Source organism: Dictyobacter aurantiacus (assembly GCF_003967515.1).
GTDB lineage: Bacteria > Chloroflexota > Ktedonobacteria > Ktedonobacterales > Ktedonobacteraceae > Dictyobacter > Dictyobacter aurantiacus.
The window spans coordinates 1,033,383-1,054,591 of sequence record NZ_BIFQ01000001.1 but is presented as its reverse complement, the minus strand read 5'-3'; the positions used below and the strand labels follow the sequence as shown (position 1 = coordinate 1,054,591).

Below are 21,209 nucleotides of genomic sequence, written 5' to 3'. Positions count from 1 at the left end.
TGCAGTATGTCTGCTATGCAAGGCGCCCATGGTGAAACTCCACGGGCTCTGACAATTGCAGGTTCTGATTCAGGGGGTGGGGCGGGTATTCAGGCGGATTTAAAGACGTTCGCGGCTCTAGGGGTATTTGGGACCTCAGCTATCACGGCGTTGACGGCGCAGAATACGCTGGCTGTGCGTAGCGCGTTTGAGGTACCCCTGGAGATGATTGCGGCTCAGATCGATGCCGTGATGGAGGATATCGGAGTTGGGGCGGCCAAAACGGGGATGCTATCCAGTCCAGAGATTATCCAGGTGGTGGCTGAGCGCGTCCGCCACTGGCGCTTGCGGCTGGTGGTAGATCCCGTCATGGTGGCGAAAGGAGGTGAGCAACTCTTACAAGAGCGGGCTATTGAGACCCTGAGATCGACGCTGTTGCCGCTGGCCGAGGTGGTAACCCCCAATCTCCCTGAGGCCGAAGTGCTGGCCGGTCGTCCGGTCCAGGATGTAGCCGCGATGCGCGAGGCGGCGCGCGCGATTCATGCTCTTGGTCCACGCCTGGTGGTAGTTAAAGGCGGCCACAGCACTGGCCCGGCGGTTGATATTCTCTTCGATGGTCAGGAGTTTCGTGAACTGCGTGCCGAACGGGTGTCAACAAAAAATACTCATGGGACAGGCTGCACGTTTTCGGCGGCGATCACCGCCTTTATCGCGCGTGGTTGGCCTACCGAGGAGGCTGTGGTGCGTGCCAAGCGTTACATATCCGGCGCCATTCAGCAGGCGGATACATTGCATATCGGCCACGGCCATGGTCCGGTTGACCACTTCTGGTTGCTAGATCGTGACCTGGAGGGGCCTGCGGCGCCCGACGAGGCGCGCTAATATAAGATTGAATACCTATTGTTCTGTTATTTCCATGCTTGCAGTATTAGTGAAAGGATAAGAATGAATGAGTACACAAAAGGCGCAAGAACTCGCCAGCCTGTTAAAGCGTATTCGTGATTGCAGACCACTTGTCCACCACATTACCAATATGGTCGTTATGAATGACACTGCTAATGTAACGCTGGCCGTGGGGGCGCTGCCAGTGATGGCCCATGCTCTGGAAGAGGTTGAAGAGATGGTCAGCCTGGCTGGCGCGCTGGTCTTGAATATCGGCACGTTGACGGCGGAGCAGATTGAAGCGATGTTGCTGGCAGGCAAACGGGCAAACGCACGTGGCATCCCCATCGTGTTAGATCCGGTGGGCGCGGGCGCCACCAGCTTTCGTACCCAGAATGCCTTGCGTCTTCTGTCGGAATTGCGTATCGCGGTGTTACGGGGCAATGCCTCGGAAGTCGGTTCCTTGATTGGCGTGGCTGGTGTGACGCGGGGCGTGGAATCTATTTCGACGGATACTCCCCCATCGATTATTGCGCGTAACGCGTCGAGTCACTTTGGTTGTACGGTCGCGATTACGGGGGCACGCGACGTCGTTGTGGATGGCGAGAGAATGGCCGAGGTCGATAATGGACATCCGCTACTGGCAGCTATCACTGGCAGCGGCTGTATGTCTACCAGTATGATTGGAGCGTATCTGGCGATTGAGCCGGATCCCTGGTTAGCGGCGCTTGCGGCTCTGATCTCTATGGGAGTCGCTGGTGAGGTTGCCGCCGTCAAAGCCGGTGGACCCGGTACATTTCGTTCCCATTTGTTGGATGCCGTGGCGTCCCTCAGTTATGAACAACTGTGTGAGCGCCAGAGAGTGAGTTTCCTATGAGCAGGCAAATGCTTCCCAACCTTGCCTTCCATGTTCTGACCGACCGGGAATGGTCGCGTGGACGAAGTATGCTTGAGGTGGCCTCGCAGGCCATTGATGGCGGAGCGACCGTGATTCAGCTGCGCGATAAGCTGGCCAGTACCCGTACCCTGATCGAGGAAGGGCGTGCGTTGCGCCAACTTACCAGGCAGCGTGGTGCACTCTTAATCGTCAATGATCGTGTCGATGTCGCTTTAGCTGTCGATGCCGATGGGGTGCATGTCGGGCAGGACGACATGCCGGGCGATCTGGCCCGTAGACTGCTCGGCCATGACCGCATTCTAGGCATCTCGGCTGGTTCTATGGATGAGGCCGTGGCCGCCATTGTCGCGGGCGCGGACTACCTCGGGATCGGGCCCATCTACGCCACACGTGGCAAGGCAGATGCTGGTGAGCCGCTTGGTCTTGAACTAATCGCTGACATTCGCAAGCGTTATACCACTCCCCTGGTCGCCATTGGTGGCATCACCCCCGAAAATGCGGAAGATGTCATGCGGGCAGGCGCTACTGGAATCGCTGTCATTACCGCCGTCGTCAACGCTGAAGACATCTCGCTAGCCGCTCGCCAGCTGGCCCACGCTCTTATCGTCTAAGAAAAGGCTGGAGATTTTTTATGTATGGGAGCGAAATTGGACACCGAACGCCCAATTTCGCTCCCATACATAAAATGATGAAGCGGCCTGGCGTTCAAGTCATCGGCCGAAGGCACGAATCCCCGATTGTATCGAAATCAACCCCCATCTGCACCAACTTAAGATGCGAATCACAGAGGCCTGGAGAGCGACCAACATGGGCCCAAAGAGGGGAAGGGTCAGTACCAGTCGAGGAGCATCTACGAAACCAGGAAAAAAACGTCGATGGACACATATTTTGACCAAAACGCACGTACAGTGTTTTGGTGAGGCGATGCATGTGTGTTATACTGGTGTCAACAAACAATCTATCGTCGGCAAGGGGAGCTCGGTGAAGCCGGGCTGAGAACACGACCGGAATGTGTGGTGGACCCTCAACCTGATCTGGATAATGCCAGCGGAGGTAATGCATCGATGACAACAACACTCATGTTCTTTCGAGGCCTCACAACGCTCATGTTTCCTTGTGTGATTCCCTGATCGGGTTCCCTTTGCCTCTTTTTTGGAGGTCAACAATGCCTTTTGAACCACCAGCAGCCAGGACGCAGCACAGGCTGAGCGAGCGCCTTCGTGATGGTATTTTGCCACTGTGGCAACGCCAGATAGAACATCCTTTTGTGATCGCCCTGGGCAACGGTACGTTACCTCGTGCCAATTTCCAGTTCTATATCCTTCAGGATGCGCTTTTTTTGGATGAACTGACGAAAACGTTCGCCTACGCAACGACCAAGACCACCGACCACGAAGAGATGGAGCAGTTTGGCAAGTTTTTGCTCAACACCCTCCTCGTCGAGGCTGACTTGCATCATCGCTATGGCGAACGTTTTGGGCTTTCACCCACTGACATGATGACCACCCCTATGGCTCCAACGACCTATGCGTATACGCGTCATTTGTTAACTATTGCCGCCTTCGGAACGCTTCCTGAACTTCTCACTGCAATCCTCCCTTGTGCCTGGATTTATGCAGAAGTTGGCCGCCATCTGATAGGTACCATGCCTCCCGCAACCGACCATCCCTATCAAGACTGGCTGCTCACCTATGCCTCACCAGATTTTGATGCCGTCGGGACGTGGATTCGTGAACGACTCGATCAGCGAGCTTTCTTCCTCAATGATCACGAGGAAGCACGCCTGCATGAAATCTTCTTGACGAGTACACGCTACGAATGGCTCTTCTGGGACATGGCCTGGAAGTTGGAGGAGTGGCCATAAAGATAACTTGCTGACCAGGTGCTCGCAGAAGGCGTCCAGCCTACACAAAGAATATGTTGGACGCCAGTCTCAGGCACTCGACAATGATGTGAAGTCTGACCACCCAACAATCATTGCCGATAAGCCAACGGCAGCCTTTCCTTGCCCGTTTGCGTCATATCATGACCCGAATACACGATGGTAGATACGACATCAGTATCCTTATGGCTCTGGAGAAAGCAGCACAGGGTCATTTCAAATGTCAGGCTTATTATTTTTTCTGGAAAAGTCAACCAGCGTTGACTTCATAGCTGGTGTTTGTGGCTTCAAAGAAATTGACGAGTTGTAACACATCGTTTGCCGCCGCCATCCACTTGGCCGGATTATTCACGTGATAGTGCGCGCCGAATCCTAGTTCCTCCAGACGACGGTCGGTCAGGTACTTCACATACTGGTTGACGTAATCCGCGTTTAAGCCTACTGACCACCGCATCGGTTCCTATGAGCAGCCCCAGCATACAGCCATAAAGTGGGCTTGCCTGCCCAAAATTACTGGTTCCATCGATAGGATTAATCACCCAGGTATAGGGAGAATCGCTATCAAAGGTGCCTGCTTCTTCATCGAGGATATTATGGTTCGGATAGGTTCGCTGGATCTCTGCGTTCATCATGCTTGATATCTCCCTATCCGCCTCAGTGATCGCCTGATAGGGAGGATGCTTGTATACGCTGACGCTGATCGATGTCGCGACGGGATGGACTGAGTGCCTGCCTCTCCTGAACCGTGGGCAAGGAGGTGGTAGCCACTTTGCAGCACGGTTGCTTGCTCTTCCCTTTTTCCATTCTCGGGATCGATACAGACAATGGTGGCGAGTTTATCAATGACGCGGTGGCTTCTTATTGCGCGCGTGAGCAGATCACCGTTACGCGAGGGCGTCCCTACGAGAAACGGGATCAATGCTTTGTTGAGCAGAAGAATGGAGCCATCGTCCGCCAGGTGGTTGGGTACGGTGCTTTAAGCGGTACTCATGCGTGTCGGCAGCTGGCTGAGCTATACCGTGCCTTGCATGTGTACGTTAACCGCTTTCAACCGTCAATGGAGTTGGTTGCAAAGCACAGAGAGGGAAGAACGGTACGCCGTGTGTATGATGCCGCCAGGACACCTTTGCAACGGCTGTATTCTCTGGCCTTCCTGATGCGCAACAGCAAGAACTGAGCGCGATGCCCAAGGGGCTTGATCCTCTGCGCCCCTTCGATCAGGTGACACCGTTGCAGCAGGCCGTCTTTCAGTGTGAGATGGACCGATGCCCTGCTGGCTCACCGATGTTGGCACCTGCTCTGCAGATATTTACGCTTTATGGCGGGCCTACACAACTTTCAGTCTCTGATGGGCGAGAACAGCAGGAAGGACCATCACTTGATGATGAGGGCCAGAAATCCCGGAATGTCATGCCCATAGACGACTGGCGGCACACGAGCAAAGATCCATTTGCTGAGCAGTGGGAGCAGATACTTGCCTTGATCCAGGCGAATCCATCTCGCAGTAGTGGAGACATCTTTCGTGAGCTCCAGTGCCTCTTTCCCGGGCGCTATCAGCCGGTGCATCTTCACACTCTCCAACGTGGGGTACGCAAAATCCGGACCTATCTGCTTGCAAATCATGAGGGAGACCGCAGGGATGCGGCAATCCCGGAAAGCCTGTCTCCTACTGGTAGCGCTTATTGTGCGGCCATCTCGGCTACTTTGAGCATAGCCTCAGAAATGTCAGTGGTCAGAACGGTTCCCTGCGGTCCCACTATCCTGGCAGCGAGGAGACTCTGGTTACCTGTTCCTGCCGCGATATCCAGCACACAATCACCTGGCTTCAGCGCTGCTGCTTCGAGCATGTGTTGGGTGGCCTCTTCCATGAGTAACTGACGTTGCCGGGTTTCCTGCTGCCAGCTCTCAACCACCTCCGGTGATTGCTAATGCTGTGCTTTTCAGGCACAACGCTTCTATAGCGCTTTCACCGGGGTGCGTTTTATTCCACAATGACTTTTCCGCGGAGCATGCCCATCTGGCAGGCGAAATCGTACTCGCCGGGTTGCTCTGGGAGAAATTCCACAGGCACTATCTCTCCGGTGGGAAGCCGGGCGCTCTTGCCAAACTGGTCGAGAACGACCATTTCCGAGCAGGCGGCGGTCTCTTCGCGACGAAAGTTCAAGCGCACTGGTTTGCCGTGCTGTACGATAATCACATCAGGGGTATAGCCGCCCTTGACCAGGATCATGGCCTCCTGGTAGCCACTTGAGGTGACGGCTGCGCGTATCCCGCTCTTGCGTGGCCCCCAGAAGAACCAGGCAATGCTGCTGACCACGATGAGTCCTCCAAACAGGACCAGAATATTCGTCAGGTTCATCACATTCTTCTTTCTGCTCATACCGTATCCGTTGCATGGCTTTTTCTTTCCTTGAGATGCCAGCCGCGCAGGCGATTGGCATTGGTCACCACGGTGACAGAACTGGCCGCCATCGCTGCGGCGGCGATGAGGGGACTCAGGAGCACGCCGATAAAGGGATAGAGGATGCCCATCGCGATCGGGATGCCCAGGGAGTTGTAGATGAAGGCGCCAAAGAGATTCTGCTTCACATTGCGCATGGTGGCCCTGGAGATGGCGATCGCTGTCACTACGCCATTCAGGCTTCCGCTGATGAGCGTAATGTCCGCCGCCTCGATTGCCACATCGGTGCCGGTGCCGATGGCGAATCCCACATCGGCCTGCGAGAGGGCGGGCGCATCGTTAATCCCATCTCCCACCATTCCGACGTTCTTCCCTTCAAGCTGGAGCTTTTGCACCTCGTGCGCTTTGTCCTGGGGAAGCACCTCGGCGAGCACGCGATCTATCCCTATCTGGCGACCAATGGCAGCGGCCGTGCGCCGATTGTCACCCGTCAGCATAACTACCTCGAGTCCCAGGTGCTTGAGCGCGGCAATGGCAGCGATGGATTCTTCCTTGACGGTATCAGCGACAGCGACAATACCGGCGGCTTTCCCGTCGATGGCGATGTACATAGGCGTCTTGCCGTCATCGGCCAGGCGCCGGGCTTCCGCTTCTAGCCGTCCCAACGGGATAGTGGCGGTGGTGAGCAAGGTGGCATTTCCTAACCGCACATGTTTTCCGGCGACGTTCGCTTCGACCCCCTGACCGGGGATGGCCTGGAAGTTGGTGACCTCGGCCAGTGCCAGGTGGTGCCTCTGCGCGCCCTCCACAATGGCTGTTGCCAGCGGGTGCTCGGAACTGCGCTCAACCGCTGCCGCGAGGCGTAGCAGCTCGTCTTCGTCGAATCCCATCTCAGCAATGACATTGGTGAGCTCCGGCTTGCCCTTCGTAATTGTACCGGTCTTATCCAGGACGATGGTCTGTACATGCATGGTGGTCTGAAGCGCGTCCCCTGAACGGATCAGGATGCCTTGCTCAGCTCCTTTGCCAATGCCGACCGTCAGGCTGGTCGGGGTCGCCAGACCCAGCGCGCAGGGACAGGCAATAATGAGCGTGGTCACGAAGACAATGAGCGCATAGATGATGGCGGGCGATGGTCCGAAGATGAACCAGATGACTGCTGCTGCGACAGCCAGCATCATTACCGTTGGTACGAAGTAATGCGAGACCTGATCGACGACGCGTTGAATGGGGGCTTTGGAGCCCTCGGCGTCCTGCACCAGGCGAATGATCTGAGCCAGCGCGGTATCTTTTCCAACCCTGGTGGTGCGGAAGCGGAACGTACCCACCTGGTTTATTGTGGCGCCGATCACCTCGTCGTCGACGTGTTTCTCTACTGGAATGGACTCTCCTGTAATCATGCTCTCATCAACCGAGGAAGCTCCAGAGAGCACGACCCCATCGACGGGGATCTTTTCTCCAGGTCGCACCACAACGGTATCACCTACCAGCACTTCCTCAATGGGGATGTCGTGCTCGACGCCATTGCGCTCCACGCGGGCGGTTTTCGCCTGTAACCCGATCAGCTTCTTGATCGCCTCGCTGGTGCGCCCCCTGGCCCGCAGCTCGAGCGCCAGCCCCAGGTTGACCAGGGCGACGACGACTGCCGTTACATCATAAAAGACTTCCGCGAGCGCCATGGAAGGGAACATCTGCGGGATAGCAACTGCAACGCCAGAATAGAGCCAGGCGGCGGAGATGCCAATGGCGATCAAGGTATGCATGTTGGCCTGGCGGTGTTTGAGCGCCTGCCACATGCCGGTAAAGAAGTGGCTGCCAGCCCAGGCCAGCACTGGCAGCGTCAACAGACCGAGCAAGGCCCAGACGAGGCGTCGCGCATCACTGCCCGGTGTGAGCCAGCCACGCAGGCCGGGGAAGAGCTGCGGATAGGAAAACACGATGACGGGCAGCGAGATGATGGCCGCGAACCAGAATTTGCGCAGCAGCATCGTATATTCACGGGCCCTATCTTGCTCGGCCCGGTCCATTGTCGTCTCGGTTGGAGCCGCTTCGCCGCGCGCCTGGTAGCCTGCTGACTTAATCGCCTGTGTGAGCCCTGCTCGATCAACCATCTCAGGGAGGAAGACCACCTGTGCCTGGCTGGTCGCTGGATTGACGGCGGCGGTGAGCACTCCCCGCGTTCGCTGGAGGGCCTGCTCGATGGGGACAACGCAGGAGGCACAGTGCATTCCCTGGATGTCGATCTGCGTAGTCGCGACCCCGATGGTATATCCAGCCGTGTGCACCTGGTCAATGATCGAGTCAAGGGAAATGGCAGACGGATCATAGGCCACACGGAGCAGCTGGCTCTTTGGATTGGCCGTGGCCTGGATGACACCTGGCACAACCGCGAGGAGCTCTTGCAGGCGGGCTGCTCCCTGAGAGCCATCCTGGTTGAGGATGGGGAGGTCCACCCGCAGAAGCTGCGCGGCCCCCGAAACGCCGGTGGTGGCTGAACCGGTGTGCTCACGGTCGAAGTGCTGAACGCAGCGCGCCGAACAGAAGTACAGTGTTCCATCTCCTGTCGTGCGCGTAGCAAACGCCTGTGCCGCGTCTATCACCATGCCACAAATCGGGTCCTGTACCTGCGATCCTGACCGTTGCGTTGGTGTTCCCTGTATCATGTGTACACCCCTTTCTCCATGAACGCGTCTTGTGGTTCTCTCTACAGGTGAGTATGAGCTATCCTGTTGAGGCCTGCTTGAAGGAAAACTGAGGGCTGGCTGAGGATGGTACAGAGGACAGGGTGAAGATGCAGCACGTCTGGAAGCGAACAAACACGTGTCCGCTCATGGCTCTGACTCAGCGGAGATTCAGCTCTCCCTCAGAGAGGACTCAGAAATGTGTGCCAGGCTAAGGGAGAGAACGTGTACTGATGGTAATTGTTTTTACGCTCATGTATGAGAAAGAAAGCGAGGGTAGACCTATGATGTGGGGATATGGCTTTGGCTGGGGATGGCTCATGATGGCGTTGAGCATGGTGCTTTGGATCGCCTTGCTGGTTGTCCTCGCCTGGGCGCTGATCCGTTGGCTTGATGGGAGAACAAATATGCTGAGCCCACAAGGTCCTGTTCCCCTGACAAACGGACCCTCCGCACTCGAGATTCTCTGTCAGCGCTACGCACGGGGCGAGATCGACACCGCGACTTTTGAGCAGATGCGTGAGCATCTTGCAGCCTCCGCCGACGATGAGGCGCCGTCACGTCAGCCATAGGCGCAAAGTATGAGACAAAGGGAGAGAACGATGGAACAGACGTATAGCTTTGGAACAACGCTGGCAGGGCCGTACGAACAGGTTATTCAGCGCGTCAAGGAGGCGCTCAAAACAGCGGGCTTCGGCGTCCTGTCCGAAGGAGAGATTCGAACCCTGTCTGTGCTTTTTATCCGTCCCAACTGGCTCTACAGCTGGCTTTACGTATTCTCTTCTGCTTCCTTGATGGACTCCTGACAGGAGAGCTGACAGGAAACCCCGTTTACTGCTGTAGCGCGTCATTGAGCTTGTTCATTGCCTCCTCTTGCATCGTCGGGAGCACGTGCGAATAGATATCCATTGTGATGCTGATCTGGCTATGCCCCAGGATCTCCTGGACGATCTTTGGATGTACCTTCATGCCGAGCAGCATCGTCGCCGAACTGTGCCGGAGATCATGGAAGCGGATATGGGGCAATCCGGCCTCAACCAGCAAGGATTTGAGCACCGCGAGGACGTCCCGCGTCGGGTTGAGATGCGTCCCGATTGACGTACAGAACACGTAATCATGTTCCTGCCAGTCCAGGCCCGCCTTGAGCTTTGCCTCCAACTGTCTGATCCGGTGCTGCTTCAGCACCTCGATGGTAAAGGGTGGGAGGACGATGCTCCGTCGCCCCCTCTCCGTCTTTGGCTCGGCCTCCTCGAATCCCTTGCCCGGAAGCTTGCTCGGGATCCTCGAAAGGATGCGGCGTACCTGCAGCACGCCCCGGTTCATGTCGATATCCTGCCACTTAAGTCCAAGGAGTTCTCCCCGGCGCATGCCCGTCGCCAGAGCAAGAATGAACAGCGCCTCCTGCCGGTGTCCGTGGGCCACGGCCAGGAACTGGTGGATCTGCTGCATCGTGAGCGGTTGAATCTCAAAGCGCTTTCGCCTGGGTGGCGACACCAGGTCGCACGTATTGCGTCCGATCAGATTCCAGCGGACAGCTGTTTCCAGGGCTTTGTGCAGGATATTGTGAAAGCTAATGACGGTGGTGTTTGAAAGACCCTCCTCCAGTTTCTTCTTATAAAATGATTGGATATGTTGCGGCGAGAGCTTTTGGAGCTGGTGATGTCCGATTCCTGGCACCAGGTGCAACCGTACAATCTCCTCATATCGCTCGTACGTCCGAGAGCGGATGCTCTGCTTGTGCACGTCCTCTAGCCAGTGGGTGAGAAACTGCCCGACCTTTTGCTGTGGACCCGTCACGAGCATGCCTTTTTGCTGCTCGTACAGGGCGACCTTCAACTTTTCCTGGACTTCCTTCCGCGTTTTCCCGTAGAGGAACTTGCTCTTTCCGCCTTCAACGGAGATCTCGGCAGTCCAGCGGCCATCTTTTCTCTGGTAAATGGACCCTTCACCTCGTCCGCGTTTTGCAACCATAGGGGCACTCCTTCTCATATCAAGTGCCCGACTATCCAACTAGCAGACACCTGTATCGTATCATATTGAGCTTGCTCATGAAAGAAGAGGCGTACCTTTGGAGAAAAAATGAGCGATAAGTAATTACATTCACGTATGTCTATTCTTATAGTCAAAAAAACATAAACTCTTACTTCTACAGGGTTGCCAGGCCGATGCTGATAGAGCATATCCATTTCTGGAAGCACGTGTGGCTGCGCAGTATCCTGAAGCCAGGCTCCCAGAAAATAGGACACTTACAGAGATACGTTTTCCTGTTTTTTAATCCATTTCTGAAGAGAGTCGACGGAGATGCGTACGGATCTCCCAAAACGAATGACCGGAGGCCCTTGCTGCTGTGCGAGCAGCACATAGAGCTTGGCACGAGAGATGCCGAGACTCCGAGCTGCCTGTGGAACGGTGAGGAGCAGTGGCTGGATATTGTGTTCATGTTCCTGCTGCATTGCTGTAATCCTTCTGTAACTATGGTGATCGTACAGTATCTTTCGGGATGCTTGATCCTCTATCGAGGAACGCGATCTACTCCGATCATACTGCTCTGGGACTGATAGCACTGGTGCAGCAGGCAGGTGAAGGGGGGAGTAGCGGAGGAGTAGGTAGAACATCTCACTACAGCCGCACTTGTGTGAAGGCAGAGAGCAGTAGGAACGTAGAATGGCTCAGTGAAGGAGCACTACTCCACGTATGATTGGAATGTTGCCGCCATATGTTCCAGACATGAGATCGTCAGATGATCCGTGGTGCCCAGATAGTGCTTGTAATCCCGCTGATGGATCGTGCGATAGGCATACCAGGTCCGCCTTGGTCCCTGATCATATCCCCGACATGCACCCAAACGCCCGGCCTTCCCGACAAAACGAAAGGATGAGATGGAAGCTAACCAGGCAAACCACGCAGGAGTATCTGGAGCAAGGAGCAGTTCTCCTTGCTGCGGACACACGATCACGTAGGTGCCTGCTGCCCCATATTCGATCAGAGGCACGACCCGGCGGCGGCGGCTTTCAGCAGGCAGTGGAATCCAACTGTATTGACGTCCTGTATCAGGTGCGCCATCCCCGCTCACCTCTTGGGCACTCGTTGGCACATCCTCCTGTAGCATGATCTGTTTCTGCTGGGCAGGAGTTGGCAACATGACTGGAGGAGGTTGATACAGTTGAGTAAGCTGTTGGTGGAACGAGGCCATTTGTGCTTCGAGATAGGCTATCTGCTTGAGCCGAGTGGCCTCATCTGGCAAGGGAATGGGTTCACTCACCGATGACGTCTCAGTTCGGTTTGACGGGAGGGCCCGATGGTGCAGGGCCGCCAGATGCTGCACTTGCTCCATGCTCAGACATTTAGCACGCCGGTCGGTGGGATGCACCTGCAGTGACATATTGGCTTGTCGTAGCCAGTTTCGTAACGTCTTCGGATCAATGCTGAGCAGTTCACAGCACGTCAACAATGGAAACGTGGTCATCATCAGTTCTCCTTTCACGCGAGAAGACGACACAGGGAAGATTCCCTGAAAAATCCCCGGGAAAAATCCTGGGGAACATTCCCGGGGATTTTTCCCCAGGAGCGACTGTGGATGGAGAGACTCACACCCACCAGGAACGGAAGTAAGCAAGAAAACAGGACGGTTATCCTGCCTTGAGACGACGTCTGATATGGTAATAGCTCGCTCGGCGCTGATGGCACCTTCGCCACCAAGACCAGGCGAGCAGAAACGACACATTGTGAGGGACAGGCCAGATCAGGTGACCAAGCAGGTGACACATCTCAGGCCTCGTCAATGGCTGGGGGGAGAGCGCGTGTTGCGGGGCTTCTCGGCTTGCTGTCTTGATCGCTTGATCCTGGACACACAGACTCGTCAAAAAAGCAAGCGCAAGCATCACGAGCGTGATATGTCGATACCAGGCGGTCCAGGTGCGTACCTCATACTGATCAAGCCCCAGGCCTTTGCCGGTTTGAAAATCCTCCTCAATCCCCCACCGTGCTCCAATGGCGTTCACCATCACGGACAGGGGAGTCCCCGCTGGGCTAAAGACAACGTAATACTTTTGGTCAGTGGCATCGGTCGGATGGCGGCGAATGAGTAACCAGTGCCGTCCATCATCCTCACATCGATACAGCATGGGGAGAACGGCCCAGTCAAACCAGCGTGGTCCTTTAGTGCCTTCACCCATCGAGAGACGCTGCCAATCGTGTGTGTGCAGAAAGCGCGCCTGAGCTTCTGCGACCGTCATGCGCTGGCGTCCCTGTGGGGTCATGATTTCTACCGGTTCATCGCACCTCACCGCCAGCACATAGCTGGAGTGATGGAGAAAGAGCCAATCGCGCAGATCTTGATTACTTCCATAGACGGTATCCGCGACCACCCAGGCAACGGGGATCTGCGCCTGGTCAACCCGCTCAAGCATCCGTCTGGCTAACTCACATTTGGTCTGGAAATGCGCCGTTTCCGGAATCCCCGCTTCACGGCAGCGTTCAGAATCCTCGAACCAGCATTTGGGAATGTAGAGCTCACGATCCAGTAAGGTGTGTCCTTGTGTACCAATGTAGGAGACAAAAACACCGACCTGGCAGTTCTGGAGCCGTTTGGCTGTCCCGCAATACTGACGCTTGACTCCTACGGACTTGCGTCCTTGTTTGGGAAAGCTGGTCTCGTCAATGGCCAGGATCGCTTGAACGTCACCGATGCGCTCCAGGACATAGGTACGCAGGTCATCGCGCACCAGATTGGCATCCCAAACGGTGCTGGTCAGCAAACGCTGCATCCCATCAGGGCGCGCTTCCCTGGCATGCTCAGCAATCTGCCAACCATTTTTGCGCGGGATCTCGCTGAGCAAACCGTGCAGATAGGCAAGCACGCGAAGCCAGGGTTCGGGCCGGGCAAAACGAGGAGCAATGCGGCTATGGACGTGTTCTAATTCCCGGTTCCAATGCACGACATCGGTCAGGGTAGTCCTGGTTGACTGTGATATGGTATGGTCAGACGGCTTCATATTGCTCTCCTTTTCGATGGATTCTTCTGTGTTTGGAGTTGGCCCTTACAGAATGTCACATCTGGAAAGTGAAGCGATGAAGCTTTTTTTCTGGTTGGGTTAACAAGTGCGGCTGTAGTGAGAAAAAAGGTGTTTTTGCAATGAATGATTTGAATACTAATTGTTTCTCTCCAAGACCAGGACTAGAATTTCATGCGCATCTCATGAGATATACATGAAATTAGTCAGGGGAAGAGATATGTTATATCTATGAAGTAATTTTAGATAATATGTGTGTGGAGAGTATCGATAGTGATGATGCACCCTTTAACTCATCTCGTTGAGTGTGTATGATTGCATCGACTCCCGTACTCGATTGAGCCACTCGCTGACCAGAGCATTGAAGAGGTGAGGTTGCTCGATCTGCAAATCATGACCGGCGCGGTCGAGTACCGCGAACGTTCCATGGGGATAGTTTTCTAGAATGCGCCAGGCATCGCGGTACCCTGCGATATGGTCTTGCCTTCCCGCGAGAAGCACAACCGGCCTGGTGAAAGGTCGAGGAAGTTTTCCAACGTCGAATGAACAACTGTAGCGCTGAAGGATCTTTTGAAGAAACGCTTCATCTGCTAGTTTGGCTCCACTGAGAACCTCGTCTCGAAAACGCTCCCAATGGTCGCGATCCTGCACAACGGCCATCGACGTAAATTCCTCTGCATCGGCTGTATCCAGCATGGTCAACAGGGCGCGATCTTCAACCATCACCGCCCGCGGCGGAAGATCCCGTTGGGAGCGTTCCATAATCAGCCCTGAGCAAATGAGCGCCATCCCGGCAACCTGCTCAAACTTATAGTGAAGCACCCCCTGGCTCAGATATCCACCATACGAATCTCCCACCAGAAGAAACGGTTGCCCAGGGATGAGCGCATCGATAAAATCGACGACCACATCGAGGATGTCATCAGTCCCCTGAATAGACACACTGCCAGGTGTTTGTCCCATACCGGGCAGGTCGAGATAGATCCGCTGCCATCCCTGCTGTTGGGTAAACAGTGGCTCCATACTGCCTTTTATCTGGCGATGGTCACTAGAAAACCCATGCAGTAAAATAATGGGAGTACCTGTTCCATAGGATTCGTAGAAGAGAGGAACGCCACGGACGGTACATTGCATATAAGGATTTCCTTTTCGTTCATGTTGTGACGGCGAGATTGTGATTGAGACCAGCGTATTATGATCGTATCATTCAATAAAACACTTCCTCAGTATACGTTGCCGAGAAGATCGGCACCAGGAAAAAAGCATGCTGAGAGCATTGCTCGCTCGCCTTCTCCTCTTTTTCGATGTGCTTCCATGGTTAAACTCTCATTCACAGTCGCAGATTGAAAGGATCAGTCGATGATGCATCCCTGGTAGCCCAGCGCCTGGCACCTTCCAGGATCAACCGGGTTGGTTCTAGGAGATGCCAATAGCCTTGTTATTTTTATCTGTCGCCGTTGTCCCGGTTGGCCTACGGCCAGTATCCACCAGTCGAGCTAATAGCCAGTGTTTATATATAGTCTGAGACGCTCCTTTACGCGCTTTGAACACTTTGTACAATCATACAAAATGGTCTGATTTGGTCTGCCCGCTTTCTTCATGCTTCTTTTCGTCAGCTCATCGAGTCCCTCAAGTGCAGCAACAGGTGCTAGCTGCACGGCATTACGAGGCGCCAACACCGATTGCCCAACGTTATCATGCCGCGCGTGAGCTGATGCAGTTTGTGTAGGATATTATTTTAGCTCTTCCTCCACCATCTCGGGAGAAAGATGTTCAGCCTTTTGCCGTACACGTCCATGGAAATGGTGTACGTGTACATATTTCATGTGTACAATCCGCTCGGGTACAGAGACATCCTGTCTTTGTACAGCAAAAGGCGTATGATGTACCGAACAACCCCGTACAGCCTGGCTGTGAAGTGAGAAACGGGCCGACAAGCATTATTATGAGAAACATGTGCCCTGATGACATCATATTTTCTGCAGTGATTAACGTCGAAGAGATGTTTTCTACGCCTTTCTACCTACCTGCTGCCCCTGGAGTCTCCCACCGGGTTTGATACGCTCACAGTGTAACTATCTGGCTGAGTACTCCTTCTTTTCTTGTGGAGTAGGCCATACATAGGAGCCAGCTGTACAACTGCTGCAGCTCTATGATGTGGAGTTTCCCGTCCACCTTGGCGCGCAATTCGCTCCTGCTTTTATCTGTGTTCTGCGCAGAGAAAAGAGTGTGTTGAGCTGGCTTTGGCAGAGAAACAGGGACCAGGAGGCTGCGGTACTGACACACGATGCATCTCTTCACATACCTGTATGTGAGGGCCAGGATGCATCTGATCAGTCCCACCTCCCACCTTTTTCGATTGTTCCCTGTCGTGCGTTATCCTGTCGTTTCGATCGCGCTGCGCTTCTCTACCGCTCAGGAGAGGGGTGATGGTCCTCAATTTTTGTGGATATAAACAGCTTCGCTGCCAGATGAAGTGTTTCGGGGCACCCGCATACGGCACCTGAGTGATGGCAAGACCTCGCCGAATTCCTTACCGTGACCATTGTTCTCGTGGTGCGAAACCGTGTACCTGGCATCGTCTGTTGATTATTGTTGTGAAAGGAGTCGAGCCGATGGGAAGTCGGTCGAGCCGATGGGAAGTCGGCCTAGCATCATCTATGAAACGCAGTTGCTCCTGGATAGTTTGATGGCAATCGGCCAGAGCCGCTATCAGGCCAAGCAAGAGCTGCGCCTACGCATGCCTGAACTGTGTTGGCCAGTGGTGACGGAGCAGATTTATTCCTACGGGACGCGCAAGACCTATCAGCAGCAGGTCTTTGCGTTTGTCAATTGGGCCAGAACCAATCACGACATTAAGCGATTGGCGCAGCTCTATGAGCGGCTGGATGAACTGGCCTGCTGCTACCTGAGAGAACAGATCGCGGCCCAGAAGAGTCCCTATACCCTGGCGACGCAGCGATCGGCATTGCGCAAGGTGTTCGGCAATCACCACCTGGCGGCTGAGGTGGTGCTTCCATCACGTACCCAAAAGAGCATCACTCGTTCGCGTGGACCGGTCAGGCAGGATGCCCACTTTCAACCGGCGCACTGGCCTGATCTGGTCCTGTTCGCACGTGCAACCGGATTGCGGCACGCCGAGCTGCGCGAACTTCTCATCAAGGAGGTGCACTGCACAGAGTCCGGCGCGATCGAGGTCTCTGTCAGAAATGGGAAAGGCGGCAAGGCGAGAACAGTGCCGGTCCTTGCCGACTATGCAGATGCTATCAAGCCCGTGGTTCAGGGAAGAGACCCGAATGAGCACGTCTTCGAGCACATTCCGAAGGCGATGGATGTCCAGAGCTATCGGCGCGCGTCAGCACAGCAACGCTACCTGTCTCATGCCCCCGATCGCACGTTACCTCCAGCAGGCAGGCGACTCAAGGCAACGGATTACGACATCGCGGCAACGCACCAGGTCTCGCATGCTCTGGGCCATGAACGCGTGGATGTGGTGTTGAACCACTATCTTCGATGAGCTTTGTGTTTTCGTATTCTGTTAGTGGGCGGTGAGATGACTGGGAACCGTGATGTCGATCGTGCAGATTGGTTTTATCATGAGGCCTAGGCCCCTTTGGAACAAACTGCGAGGCCTGATCATCAAGAAGTAGCAAACACACTGGGCAATTGGTGCGTCTACCAACTCTCCGTGAGAACGTTGAGCAGCTGAAATATTGATACGACAGGCAGTGGATAGACGGAGATGAACGGGTGGCAACGATCACCCGGAGACGGCAGAGAGTGTGTAAAATATTTTGTGTAAATAATACGTAATACGTGATACGTAAGACGTAACGTATAATAGGATGAGGAAGATGGAAGAAGAGAAAAAACGTATGACCATTCGACGCGAACTCATTGATGAACTGCTCAAAGAATGCAGCGATCCGAAACAGCTGCTCGCTGAAGGCGGATTTCTCAAACAACTCACTGGCGCGTTGATCGAACGCTGTTTGGAAGCAGAGATGGAAGAACATCTCGGCTATCCTAAGCATGGCAAGCGCACTGAAGAATGCACCAACGTCCGCAATGGACGCAGCCGCAAAACCCTCAAAGGATCACAAGGAGTGGTGAGCATTGACATGCCACGGGATCGTGATGCCAGTTTTGAGCCTGTCTTGATCCCCAAGCATGAAACACGGCTGGAGGGCTTTGACGAGAAGATCCTGGCGCTCTACGCCCGTGGCATGACGACCCGTGATATTCAAGCGCAGATCCAGGAGCTCTATGGTGTTGACATTTCAGCCACGTTTGTCTCCAATGTCACCGAAGCCGTGCTTGATGAGGTGCGTCAGTGGCAGAATCGCCCGCTGGAGGTGCTTTACCCGATTGTCTACGTGGACTGCCTGGTGGTCAAAGTACGGGAGAACCAGCGCATCATCAATCGCGCCCTCTATCTGGCTTTAGGGGTCAACATGCAGGGCCAAAAAGAATTGCTTGGAATGTGGTTAGGCCACAACGAAGGCGCCAAATTCTGGCTTTCCGTGTTCACCGAGTTGCACAATCGGGGACTCAAAGATATGTTTGTCGCTTGTGTGGATGGGCTCACTGGCTTGCCCGAAGCCATCGAAACGCTCTATCCGCAGACCCAGGTCCAACTGTGTATGGTGCACATGGTGCGCAACTCGCTCAAATATGTGTCCTACAAGCACCGCAAGGAGGTGGCCGCCGACTTGAAGCAGATCTATGCCGCCGCCACGGAAATGGAAGCGGAATTTCAGTTAGAACTGTTTGCAGAGAAATGGGACCCAAAATATGCGAGCATCAGTAAGTTATGGAGAAGCCACTGGAGCCATGTTATCCCGTTGTTTACCTATCCAGAAGATATTCGCAAAGTGATCTATACCACCAACGCAATTGAGTCAGTCAACATGTCATTGCGCAAGGTGACACGGAACCACCGCATGTTCCCCTCCGAGGAAGCCGTCTACAAAGTCGTGTACCTGGCCATGTTCAATATTGCCAAAAAGTGGACCATGCCCATTTACCATTGGGTGCCAGCGCTCAATTGCTTTGCTTTGCTCTTTGGGGAGCGTTTTCCCCAATAGAGCAAAATACATACACAAAAGTCTTGACAGACTCGCCGAACCAGCAGCAATAACCCCACAGCTTGCCTGACCAGGCGCTGGTTGCTGCCTACATACAAAGAGTCGACCAGGTGGCGTGCCCTGGTCGGCTCTCCGTCCACGGAGGTCCACGACATCTCGTGGACGCTCAATCTGGTCCACGGAGGTCCACGAAACGCGTTTCTCAGCTCTTTCGTGGACCTCCGTGGACCTTGGTGGACCTATCCCACTGCTTCGGTGTACTCGCCCTCACTCTCGCTCTCACGTCCATCCAACCGCACACCACCGCGCCTTAATTTCTATCCTCTTCCTCCTCATGTGCTCGCATGACCTTGCACCACATAGTCGCCGTCTTCCCCATCTACTTCGGACTCATAATCAAACTCAATGTGAATTGAGCCGTCCTCGTCTTCTGTGATCTTGATATTGTTGATGCTCACCACCCCCTCAACAACCTGATCAGCCGTGAACCCGCCCGACACCCAATATTGGTCAAACACCGCTGAGATCGTTGGAGACTCTAACCACTCAGTTGCATCGACACTCAGACCATCCAGGCCGCCCCGATCTGAGATAAAGTCTGCTACTGCCTCTTCCAGACTGCTGACAATCTCGCTATCTGCTCCAAACGCCCGCTCGTCACGATCCAAGTAGTCAGATGGTCCCGTCCCGAACTTGGGTAGCTCTGGCTCAGGAGGCGCGGCCATGGCCCGCTCTCGCTCCTCTAGTTGCCGCTCCCGTTCCGCAAGCTGTTGATTTAGCAGCTCCTCGCGCTCTGCGAGCTGTCGCTCCCGCTCCTCTAACTGCCGCTCTCGCTCTGACTGCTCTCCTCGCTCCGCTCGTCCGTTGATCACTTCGATCCAGGTGGTATACCTCCTTTGCGTTTTGTCAAGCATCCGGATCACTGCCCCAGGGCAATCGCATCTAAATTTTTAAGCGGCTCGTGGTGTGCATCTACACCGCAGGGATTAAAAACTTGGTTTATTATGAGGCAGCTTGTAAAGCCAGTTCCAAAAATGAGATGTGATTGTCCTGATCACTGCCCGGCTCCCCTGCTCGCTCATCCACACGCCGCACCGTCCCACTTTCCTGCATTCTTTCCACAATCATTACCATCCACACTGGCACGTTTCACCAGCGCACTGCATACCCCACAATCGCCACCAGCCGCCATTCTGCCGCCACCCCCACACTTCCCTCACCCCTTCCCGCTCACACGCCCCTCTGCGTCCTCTCACACGCCTTGACCCTTATGCTACACTGCTCCTAAAACCCACGAAAGGATTCATCCCATGCCGCAACCCCGAGAGATCAGACCGAAAGAGCAGACCCACCCCCACCTGGAGACCAGCCTGCGCCACTCCACTGAGCAGATGAGTGAGCACTACGATCTACTACGTCAACGGGAGTTGATAGCTGCCCATGCTCTGTATGAGCTGTCGACAGCTGCTCCTGCTCCGCGTGAGCTTCGTCCCCAGCGCCAGAAGTCGACAGCTGACATCCCTCACGACCAGATCACGCTCACCCGCGCCCACCTGGACGCCGAGTCGCTTTTCAACACTACGTACAAGGGCTCAGGAGGAATGGAGCGGATGAAGGCAGCTGCCCCAGCCGCATATACGCTTTTCAAGCAACTCAACAGAGTCAAGAAGCGTGGGACAGAAGAGCAAAAAGCGCATCTGCAGCGGCTGCGCGATGAACGCCAACCGAAATTGACAGCTGACATCCCCCGCGACCAGATCACGCTCACCCGCGCCCACCTGGACGCCGAGTCGCTTCACAGCACTACGTACAAGGGCCCAGGAGGAATGGAGCGGATGAACAGAGATGCCCCAGCCGCATATACGCTTTTCATACAACTCAGCAGAGTCATACAAAATGGGACAAACGAGCAAAAAGCGGAGCTAAAGCGGTTGCGCACTGAACGAAAAGCTGAGACAAGGCGAATAAAGGTAGACATTCAGGGCAAGCAGATTACACCGGCACATTATGAGGCCTATGCGCACTATAAGCAGGAGCTGAGAGGAGGCAGAGGAGCGATGCAGCGGCTGGAGCAGGCTGATCCTGCGCAAGCCCAACTCGTACGCGAGTACGAGAGGATGATCAAGGAGCAGGTTGCGACCCCAGTGCAATATGCAGCCGCAGAGACGACTGCCGCAGAGACGACTAGAGAAGAAAGGCACGCAAGACGCAGCGAGCATGGCATACGCATACAAGATCTCCTGAACTCCTAGGAAAAGCCATCCTCACCTGGCAGCACCAAAGACAGCCCTCCGGGCCCACTGGTCGGACGTTGCACCGCCGCAACGTCTCACAAAACGTGCCAATCCCCTGGCACTTTTTACAGCACCTCACGAGTTGCCTCGTGC

At 54.8% G+C, this 21,209-nt stretch carries 20 protein-coding genes and 2 pseudogenes; 11 read left to right on the top strand and 11 right to left on the bottom strand.

Annotation, left to right across the window (positions count from 1 at the left end; all coding sequences use genetic code 11):
- Positions 1–6 precede the first annotated feature (6 nt).
- The 4 genes from thiD to tenA all read left to right on the top strand — a co-directional run bounded on the left by thiD (position 7) and on the right by tenA (position 3,623).
- Positions 7–861: a bifunctional hydroxymethylpyrimidine kinase/phosphomethylpyrimidine kinase gene (thiD, locus tag KTT_RS04255; protein ID WP_235845599.1), complete on the top strand. Its 855-nt coding sequence runs from the start codon at positions 7–9 to the stop codon at positions 859–861.
- Between the two features lie 67 nt (positions 862–928).
- Positions 929–1,738: a hydroxyethylthiazole kinase gene (gene thiM, locus KTT_RS04250; RefSeq protein WP_126594796.1), complete on the top strand. Its 810-nt coding sequence runs from the start codon at positions 929–931 to the stop codon at positions 1,736–1,738.
- On the top strand, positions 1,735–2,370 hold the full coding sequence (gene thiE / locus KTT_RS04245; RefSeq protein WP_126594795.1) for a thiamine phosphate synthase: 636 nt from the start codon (positions 1,735–1,737) through the stop codon (positions 2,368–2,370). The genes thiM and thiE overlap by 4 nt, the downstream gene beginning before the upstream one ends.
- A gap of 554 nt (positions 2,371–2,924) precedes the next feature.
- Positions 2,925–3,623: a thiaminase II gene (tenA, locus tag KTT_RS04240; protein WP_126594794.1), complete on the top strand. Its 699-nt coding sequence runs from the start codon at positions 2,925–2,927 to the stop codon at positions 3,621–3,623.
- A 268-nt stretch (positions 3,624–3,891) separates the two neighbouring features.
- On the opposite strand, the pseudogene KTT_RS36970 reads toward tenA, so the two are convergent.
- Positions 3,892–4,092, bottom strand: a pseudogene (locus tag KTT_RS36970) (ribonucleotide-diphosphate reductase subunit beta); the annotation flags it as partial.
- 52 nt (positions 4,093–4,144) lie between these two features.
- Positions 4,145–4,270, bottom strand: a pseudogene (locus KTT_RS36965) (inositol monophosphatase family protein); the annotation flags it as partial.
- Positions 4,271–4,410: 140 nt separating this feature from the next.
- Between KTT_RS36965 and KTT_RS04225 the strand changes: the two are divergent.
- On the top strand, positions 4,411–4,818 hold the full coding sequence (locus KTT_RS04225; RefSeq protein WP_160145627.1) for a hypothetical protein: 408 nt from the start codon (positions 4,411–4,413) through the stop codon (positions 4,816–4,818).
- Between the two features lie 197 nt (positions 4,819–5,015).
- On the opposite strand, the gene KTT_RS04220 is transcribed toward KTT_RS04225, so the two are convergent.
- Positions 5,016–5,207, bottom strand: a complete 192-nt coding sequence (locus KTT_RS04220) for a hypothetical protein (protein WP_126594792.1) — start codon at positions 5,205–5,207, stop codon at positions 5,016–5,018.
- On the opposite strand from KTT_RS04220, the gene KTT_RS37965 reads away from it, so the two are divergent.
- The gene (locus tag KTT_RS37965; protein ID WP_503826470.1) at positions 5,121–5,519 is read left to right on the top strand and encodes a hypothetical protein; all 399 of its coding nucleotides are present in this window, start codon (positions 5,121–5,123) and stop codon (positions 5,517–5,519) included. The genes KTT_RS04220 and KTT_RS37965 overlap by 87 nt on opposite strands.
- A 103-nt stretch (positions 5,520–5,622) precedes the next feature.
- On the opposite strand, the gene KTT_RS04210 is transcribed toward KTT_RS37965, so the two are convergent.
- Together KTT_RS04210 and KTT_RS04205 are read right to left on the bottom strand one after the other, a co-directional pair.
- On the bottom strand, positions 5,623–6,021 hold the full coding sequence (locus KTT_RS04210; protein ID WP_218030830.1) for a cupredoxin domain-containing protein: 399 nt from the start codon (positions 6,019–6,021) through the stop codon (positions 5,623–5,625).
- Positions 6,018–8,705, bottom strand: coding sequence for a heavy metal translocating P-type ATPase (locus tag KTT_RS04205; protein ID WP_126594791.1), 2,688 nt, complete (start codon positions 8,703–8,705; stop codon positions 6,018–6,020). Before KTT_RS04205 ends, KTT_RS04210 begins: the two co-directional genes overlap by 4 nt.
- 302 nt (positions 8,706–9,007) lie before the next feature.
- On the opposite strand from KTT_RS04205, the gene KTT_RS04200 reads away from it, so the two are divergent.
- Together KTT_RS04200 and KTT_RS04195 are read left to right on the top strand one after the other, a co-directional pair.
- Positions 9,008–9,295: an SHOCT domain-containing protein gene (locus KTT_RS04200; protein WP_126594790.1), complete on the top strand. Its 288-nt coding sequence runs from the start codon at positions 9,008–9,010 to the stop codon at positions 9,293–9,295.
- A gap of 30 nt (positions 9,296–9,325) precedes the next feature.
- A complete protein-coding gene (locus tag KTT_RS04195) occupies positions 9,326–9,529 on the top strand; it encodes a DUF302 domain-containing protein (RefSeq protein ID WP_126594789.1) in 204 nt (67 codons plus the stop codon).
- Positions 9,530–9,554: 25 nt separating this feature from the next.
- Here KTT_RS04195 and KTT_RS04190 read toward each other — a convergent pair whose 3' ends face one another.
- The 5 genes from KTT_RS04190 to KTT_RS04170 all read right to left on the bottom strand — a co-directional run bounded on the left by KTT_RS04190 (position 9,555) and on the right by KTT_RS04170 (position 14,869).
- A complete protein-coding gene (locus KTT_RS04190) occupies positions 9,555–10,694 on the bottom strand; it encodes a tyrosine-type recombinase/integrase (protein WP_160145626.1) in 1,140 nt (379 codons plus the stop codon).
- A 275-nt stretch (positions 10,695–10,969) separates the two neighbouring features.
- Positions 10,970–11,176 carry a helix-turn-helix transcriptional regulator gene (locus KTT_RS04185; protein WP_174844776.1) on the bottom strand — a complete coding sequence of 69 codons (207 nt, stop codon included), beginning with the start codon at positions 11,174–11,176 and terminating at the stop codon, positions 10,970–10,972.
- Between the two features lie 230 nt (positions 11,177–11,406).
- On the bottom strand, positions 11,407–12,192 hold the full coding sequence (locus KTT_RS04180; RefSeq protein WP_126594787.1) for a hypothetical protein: 786 nt from the start codon (positions 12,190–12,192) through the stop codon (positions 11,407–11,409).
- A gap of 160 nt (positions 12,193–12,352) precedes the next feature.
- A complete protein-coding gene (locus KTT_RS04175) occupies positions 12,353–13,717 on the bottom strand; it encodes an IS701 family transposase (RefSeq protein ID WP_126594786.1) in 1,365 nt (454 codons plus the stop codon).
- A 306-nt stretch (positions 13,718–14,023) separates the two neighbouring features.
- Positions 14,024–14,869 carry an alpha/beta fold hydrolase gene (locus KTT_RS04170; RefSeq protein ID WP_126594785.1) on the bottom strand — a complete coding sequence of 282 codons (846 nt, stop codon included), beginning with the start codon at positions 14,867–14,869 and terminating at the stop codon, positions 14,024–14,026.
- A gap of 1,501 nt (positions 14,870–16,370) precedes the next feature.
- Here KTT_RS04170 and KTT_RS04165 point away from each other — a divergent pair.
- Both KTT_RS04165 and KTT_RS04160 read left to right on the top strand, forming a co-directional pair.
- Positions 16,371–17,252, top strand: a complete 882-nt coding sequence (locus tag KTT_RS04165) for a tyrosine-type recombinase/integrase (protein WP_126594784.1) — start codon at positions 16,371–16,373, stop codon at positions 17,250–17,252.
- A gap of 358 nt (positions 17,253–17,610) precedes the next feature.
- The gene (locus tag KTT_RS04160) at positions 17,611–18,822 is read left to right on the top strand and encodes an IS256 family transposase (RefSeq protein ID WP_126599403.1); all 1,212 of its coding nucleotides are present in this window, start codon (positions 17,611–17,613) and stop codon (positions 18,820–18,822) included.
- Between the two features lie 332 nt (positions 18,823–19,154).
- Here KTT_RS04160 and KTT_RS04155 read toward each other — a convergent pair whose 3' ends face one another.
- Entirely contained in the window at positions 19,155–19,736 is a 582-nt protein-coding gene (locus KTT_RS04155; RefSeq protein WP_126594783.1) for a hypothetical protein, read from the bottom strand.
- Positions 19,737–20,132: 396 nt separating this feature from the next.
- Between KTT_RS04155 and KTT_RS04150 the strand changes: the two genes are divergently transcribed.
- Positions 20,133–21,074 carry a hypothetical protein gene (locus tag KTT_RS04150; protein WP_126594782.1) on the top strand — a complete coding sequence of 314 codons (942 nt, stop codon included), beginning with the start codon at positions 20,133–20,135 and terminating at the stop codon, positions 21,072–21,074.
- The last annotated feature ends 135 nt before the right edge of the window (positions 21,075–21,209 follow it).

Bases quoted from the DNA above. Each gene is read 5' to 3' on its own strand.
- KTT_RS04150 (WP_126594782.1), top strand. From the start codon at position 20,133: ATGCCGCAACCCCGAGAGATCAGACCGAAAGAGCAGACCCACCCCCAC.
- KTT_RS04160 (WP_126599403.1), top strand. From the start codon at position 17,611: ATGACCATTCGACGCGAACTCATTGATGAACTGCTCAAAGAATGCAGC.
- KTT_RS04205 (WP_126594791.1), bottom strand. From the start codon at position 8,705: ATGATACAGGGAACACCAACGCAACGGTCAGGATCGCAGGTACAGGAC.
- KTT_RS04175 (WP_126594786.1), bottom strand. From the start codon at position 13,717: ATGAAGCCGTCTGACCATACCATATCACAGTCAACCAGGACTACCCTG.
- thiE (WP_126594795.1), top strand. From the start codon at position 1,735: ATGAGCAGGCAAATGCTTCCCAACCTTGCCTTCCATGTTCTGACCGAC.
- KTT_RS04185 (WP_174844776.1), bottom strand. From the start codon at position 11,176: ATGCAGCAGGAACATGAACACAATATCCAGCCACTGCTCCTCACCGTT.
- KTT_RS04190 (WP_160145626.1), bottom strand. From the start codon at position 10,694: ATGGTTGCAAAACGCGGACGAGGTGAAGGGTCCATTTACCAGAGAAAA.
- KTT_RS04210 (WP_218030830.1), bottom strand. From the start codon at position 6,021: ATGAGCAGAAAGAAGAATGTGATGAACCTGACGAATATTCTGGTCCTG.
- KTT_RS04220 (WP_126594792.1), bottom strand. From the start codon at position 5,207: ATGCACCGGCTGATAGCGCCCGGGAAAGAGGCACTGGAGCTCACGAAA.
- thiM (WP_126594796.1), top strand. From the start codon at position 929: ATGAGTACACAAAAGGCGCAAGAACTCGCCAGCCTGTTAAAGCGTATT.
- KTT_RS04180 (WP_126594787.1), bottom strand. From the start codon at position 12,192: ATGATGACCACGTTTCCATTGTTGACGTGCTGTGAACTGCTCAGCATT.
- KTT_RS04200 (WP_126594790.1), top strand. From the start codon at position 9,008: ATGATGTGGGGATATGGCTTTGGCTGGGGATGGCTCATGATGGCGTTG.
- KTT_RS04195 (WP_126594789.1), top strand. From the start codon at position 9,326: ATGGAACAGACGTATAGCTTTGGAACAACGCTGGCAGGGCCGTACGAA.
- thiD (WP_235845599.1), top strand. From the start codon at position 7: ATGTCTGCTATGCAAGGCGCCCATGGTGAAACTCCACGGGCTCTGACA.
- tenA (WP_126594794.1), top strand. From the start codon at position 2,925: ATGCCTTTTGAACCACCAGCAGCCAGGACGCAGCACAGGCTGAGCGAG.
- KTT_RS04170 (WP_126594785.1), bottom strand. From the start codon at position 14,869: ATGCAATGTACCGTCCGTGGCGTTCCTCTCTTCTACGAATCCTATGGA.
- KTT_RS04155 (WP_126594783.1), bottom strand. From the start codon at position 19,736: ATGCTTGACAAAACGCAAAGGAGGTATACCACCTGGATCGAAGTGATC.
- KTT_RS04165 (WP_126594784.1), top strand. From the start codon at position 16,371: ATGGGAAGTCGGCCTAGCATCATCTATGAAACGCAGTTGCTCCTGGAT.